Genomic DNA, 4,588 nt, shown 5'->3' on the forward strand with positions numbered 1-4,588 from the left:
TATCCGCCAAACGCAAGCCCATCGCTGGCGCTACGCCAAGCCCGTCACCGCGCTCGGGCAGCCGTTTTTCTGGGACACCGCACGGCAGCTCGGCGCATGCGGCGACTGGTGCGAGGGACGGCGAATTGAGGGCGCGTTTCTCTCCGGGCACCTTCTGGCCAAAGCGTGCTAGCTACGGACACGCACCACGGACACGCCAGATAAGGTTCGCGCCCTTGTCCTGGGAGAGCATCCCATTGGCGGAGTTGGCTTTCACGTGACCGTCGCCGTGGAGCACCATGGCAAGTCCCTGGCCTTGGCCGGTGCGCTGGTGGCGAGCATAGACAGGCTTCAGAGTTCCGGCGCTCATCGCGGGATTTGTCGCCACTAAGTCGTTGTCCGAGATCAGCGGCGTGCTCAGCCGAACGTCGGTGGCATTGGCGGTGGTACTGGGATCGCGGTAGGCAAGCTGGGCATTCATCCCAATAGACGCATAGCCACGCGCCGCCCAGTCGGTGGGATAGCCGGGCTGAATCGCACTAGAACACTTGAAGATGCCATCGTTTTTCACGTACGGCTGGATCATCTCCGACCATATCGTCGGTGTGAGCGCCCCCGTGTTGTAGTTAGCCGTCATCGGATAGGTCTCGTCGTAGTCCTGAACATACATCATGACAGCCGTCGAGAGCTGCCGCACATTGGAGAGACAAGCCGCCTGGCGGGCCTTCTCACGGGCTTGTGCAAAAACAGGAAAGAGAATGGCAGCAAGAATCGCAATAATGGCGATAACGACTAAGAGTTCTATAAGAGTAAACATACGGCGGAGCGTCACTCTGGCAGTGTACCTCCACACGGTATACTTCTGGGTATATGGATCCCACGACGCTGCTCAAGACAATCGTCTCCCTCATCGTGGTGGTCGAGCCTCTAGGAGCCGCGCCTCTTTTTCTCTCACTCACCCACAACCAGACTACGGCGCAGCGCAACCACACGGCCCGTCGCGCGATTGTGGCGGTCTTTTTGATCCTGCTCATCAGTGCGCTCACTGGCAAGCTCCTTCTGGAGCTCTTTGGGATCAGCCTGGCGAGCTTCAAGGCCGCGGGGGGAATTCTCTTTCTTTTTATGGGTCTGGAGATGATCAATGCCCAGCCCAGTCGCTCACGTCAGACCCCCGAGGAGGCAGAGGAAGCCGAGCACCGCGACGATGTGGCGATTGTGCCGATAGCACTGCCCCAGCTCGCCGGGCCAGGCGCGATTGGCTCGGTGATCCTGCTGGCGCAAAAGGGCCCGTTCTTTCCCCATATCCTCTGGGTGACGGGCGTGATTGCGGTGGTCTGTTTTGTCGCCTGGCTCTGCCTGCGCCTCGCGGCCCCGATGGGAAAAGCACTGGGAAAGACAGGACTCAATATCATGACCCGTGTGATGGGTCTGATCGTGGTTGCTGTCGCTGTGGAGTTTATTATTGGCGGTATCAAAGAACTCTGGCTAGGCTAACCTCAGGCGGCTTTACGCTGATCTAGGAGCCGTAGTGCCGCCGCATCGTCTAGAAAAGTAGGGGCGCTCTTTTCTTCCTCACCCGAGCGCTGGAGCAGATGCGACTGGTAGCCATCGAAGAAGACAATCACCCCGGTCATTTCATCCACTTTTGTCAGCAGCTCCTGACGGTGTTCATCCCCTTCTTGCTCACGCCCGGCAAGCTGCTCGTGCATCTGTGCAAGCTCCGCTTCCAGAAACTCAATGCGCCAGCGGGTGGCCTGAATAGACTCATTGTACTCCGTCGTGTGCCGATTCAGCTCCTGGCGAAGCTTGACAAGCTGGACGGCAGCATCCCCCACCAGCTCTGCGGGATCACTCTCAGAGCGCAACTGTAGTTCTTCCTCCATGCACCGGTAGCGAGAGACCTGGGACAGGTGCCCGGGCAGTGAGGACAGAAAACCCACGACATCATCTGGGCTGTAGCGTGCCGACGAAGACGGCGCGGCGGCGCCACGCTCCGAAGGATCCGCCTGATCGTCCTCAACAAGCCCCGCGTGGGAGAACACGGCGGCCAGTGCTTCGTCGTAGGAACTCAGCCCACTCGGGGAAGCACGGGGCGGCGGTTGCTGTCGGCGCGACGGTTCCTCAGGCGGGTTGGAGAGCACCAGTGGCCGTGTCAGAGCTGCGGAGTTGACCACAACGTTGTCAGAGCTTACTTTTGTGGGGAGCGCTTCGGGTACATTCAAGCCAGGATCGTAAGGCATTGTTCTCTATATTATCGGCAGAAATCCCTAGAATTACTAGAATTACTAAGATTCTTGGATTTTTTGGTTATACTGAGATCATGCCCTCCGAACGCCTCATCCAACAGCTCGCTTTTCTCGTGGAAGCCGACCAGCTCAAGCGGGTGCTACGGCGCACCTTGCTGATCGGTAACGACCGTAAAGAGAATACCGCAGAGCATTCCTGGCACTTCGCCTTGATGGCTCTCACGCTTGCCGAGCACGCGACCGAGCAAATTGATCTGCCACGTGTGCTCAAGATTGCCCTGATCCATGATCTGGTGGAGATAGATGCGGGCGACAGCTTTGTCTACGACACTGCGGCGATGGCCGACAAGGCCGAGCGGGAGCAGGCCGCAGCCGAGCGCATTTTCGGGCTCCTGCCTTTGGATCAGGCCACCGAGTACCGCGCTCTCTGGGATGAGTTTGAGGCGCAACAGACTCCCGAGGCGAAGTTCGCCGCCGCCGTGGATCGGCTCTGCGGGATGCTCCCCAACTATAAAAATCAGGGAGGAAGCTGGACGGAGCATGGGATTACGGCGGTGCAGGTGACCGGGCGCAACTCCCCCATTGGCGAAGGTGCCCCCGCAGTCTGGGAGGTCGCGCGCGGCTGGATCACCGAGGCGGTCACCAAGGGCTGGATTCTACCAGAGTGAGCAGGCGAAAAAAATAATTCCGTGCCTTCCTAAATCGGTTCATTTTGTCCGAAAGAGTAAATATGAAAACGCTTTTTGGTACACGGCGGGGCTGGGCCGCCGTTTCCAGCTTTCTGATGCTCGCGGCGCTGATCACAGAGCGCCTCACCCACCCCCTGGCGGCGACACTCTTTGATGTGGCGTCGGACTTCTTCAGCCTGCTGGGCGTGCTCGCGCTGACGCTCTCCCCTCTCGTGCTGGAGTGGATTCTGACGCGCTCCCTGGTGGTCGAGAGTGTGGAGCGGGCGCGCTGGGGCCGGGCACTGGGCGCAGTGGCGCTCTGCTTTGCCTGCCTGCTGCACCTCATGATGTGGCCAATCTACTGCGTGGCCTGGGGAGGCTTGATCGCGGGGCCCCTCATGACCCTTGGGAGCCTCACGGGAGCGAAGTACAACCCGAAGCTGGCGGAATCACTTCAATATTGGCTCTACGGGTTTCTGGCCTACGCGCCGCTTGTGGCGAGTATCGTCCTGCTCTGCCAAATGGCGGCGCTCAAGCACCTGACGGATAGCCTCGCTCGCTCGCGGCGGATCTACTGGCTCGCCCTCACCGGAGCATTTGTGGTCTTTTTGCTGCGCCCGGCGGTGATTGGCTACCACGTGCACCAAGCGGTGAGTACAAAGAACGACGGAGCACGCGAGAAGTCGCTGGCACTGCTGCGGGTCTTTGGGGCGGAGTACGACCTGCGCGTCCTGGCCTTCCGTCGCCCACCGACCTACGCGACATTTCTTGCCAGCGGCGGTGTCTTTGGCAGTGAGATCTTCGGACGGCGCTGGGACTCCCAGGACGATGCCCGCAAGGTCTACTTCCTGATGACCGGGACTCCGTTTAGCAAAGCGCCCACGCCGCCCATTCAGAAAAGCCTACTGGATCAGAACGACCAGATGCGCCTTGAGGAGACCGGTGGCGAGCGGGTGGGAGCCACGATCACCGGCCTGCGGCTGGCCCTGTCGGAGCGTGCGATCCGCTACTCCCCCAAGACACAGACGGCTCAGACCCTCTGGACACTGGCCTTTGAGAACACCACCGATGAAGCCCAGGAGGCGCGTGCGACAATCACGCTCCCCGAGGGCGCTGTGGTGAGTGATGCCTGGCTCTGGATCAATGGCGAGCAGCGCCCGGCGGCGTTTGGTGGCAAGGCGCAGGTGCGAGCCGCGTACCAGGAAGTGGCCGTCGTGCAGCGCCGTGACCCTCTACTCGTCACCTGCACCGATCCACGACGGGCGCTGATCCAATGCTTCCCCGTGCTTCCGCAGAAGACCATGCAGATTCGGCTCCAAATCACACAGACAGCACTCGGTGGCAAGCTAGCTCCTGCGCAGCTCACCGACATCAACTTTGAGCAGCCGAAGACCACGGTGGAGACAACACGCGTCAATGATAAGCCCTGGAGCGGCGAGGCACTGGCCGTCGAGACACTGGCACTGCCCGCCGGGCTAGTGCAGAAAGCCACCCCCACGATTTTACCCACCGATGTGATTGTTGCCGTGGACCCGTCGGCGAGTGTCGGAGAGAAGATCGAGATCACTAAGCTGACGGCGGCACTGAAGTCGCTGCCCACGGGTTCACGCGTGAAGTTTGTGGACACACGCCTTGCAAAAGGCGAGGAAAGTGTCTGGACAGACGCGGCGCAAGTGACGGAGAGCTTCCTAAATT

General features: G+C 60.3%; 5 protein-coding genes. 3 read left to right on the forward strand and 2 right to left on the reverse strand.

Annotated features, from left to right (window positions below):
* Positions 1-172: 172 nt before the first annotated feature.
* Positions 173-811 (reverse strand): DUF1559 domain-containing protein, encoded by a 639-nt coding sequence (locus ACH2EH_RS11530; RefSeq protein ID WP_395141791.1) that lies wholly within the window; start codon positions 809-811, stop codon positions 173-175.
* Positions 812-849: 38 nt separating this feature from the next.
* Between ACH2EH_RS11530 and ACH2EH_RS11535 the strand changes: the two genes are divergently transcribed.
* On the forward strand, positions 850-1,473 hold the full coding sequence (locus ACH2EH_RS11535; protein WP_395141793.1) for a MarC family protein: 624 nt from the start codon (positions 850-852) through the stop codon (positions 1,471-1,473).
* 2 nt (positions 1,474-1,475) lie between these two features.
* Here the strand turns inward: ACH2EH_RS11535 and ACH2EH_RS11540 are convergent, their stop codons facing one another.
* Positions 1,476-2,219, reverse strand: coding sequence for a hypothetical protein (locus ACH2EH_RS11540; RefSeq protein ID WP_395141795.1), 744 nt, complete (start codon positions 2,217-2,219; stop codon positions 1,476-1,478).
* 80 nt (positions 2,220-2,299) lie between these two features.
* Between ACH2EH_RS11540 and ACH2EH_RS11545 the strand changes: the two genes are divergently transcribed.
* On the forward strand, positions 2,300-2,893 hold the full coding sequence (locus ACH2EH_RS11545) for an HD family hydrolase (RefSeq protein ID WP_395141797.1): 594 nt from the start codon (positions 2,300-2,302) through the stop codon (positions 2,891-2,893).
* Positions 2,894-2,955: 62 nt separating this feature from the next.
* A partial coding sequence (locus ACH2EH_RS11550) for a VIT domain-containing protein (protein ID WP_395141799.1) occupies positions 2,956-4,588 on the forward strand: 1,633 nt, incomplete at its 3' end.

This window comes from Armatimonas sp., from assembly GCF_043760365.1.
In the GTDB taxonomy this organism is placed as follows: Bacteria; Armatimonadota; Armatimonadia; order Armatimonadales; family Armatimonadaceae; genus Armatimonas.

Excerpts from the sequence above, each read along its gene's own strand:
- ACH2EH_RS11535 (WP_395141793.1), top strand. The coding sequence starts at position 850 with ATGGATCCCACGACGCTGCTCAAGACAATCGTCTCCCTCATCGTGGTG.
- ACH2EH_RS11540 (WP_395141795.1), bottom strand. The coding sequence starts at position 2,219 with ATGCCTTACGATCCTGGCTTGAATGTACCCGAAGCGCTCCCCACAAAA.
- ACH2EH_RS11545 (WP_395141797.1), top strand. The coding sequence starts at position 2,300 with ATGCCCTCCGAACGCCTCATCCAACAGCTCGCTTTTCTCGTGGAAGCC.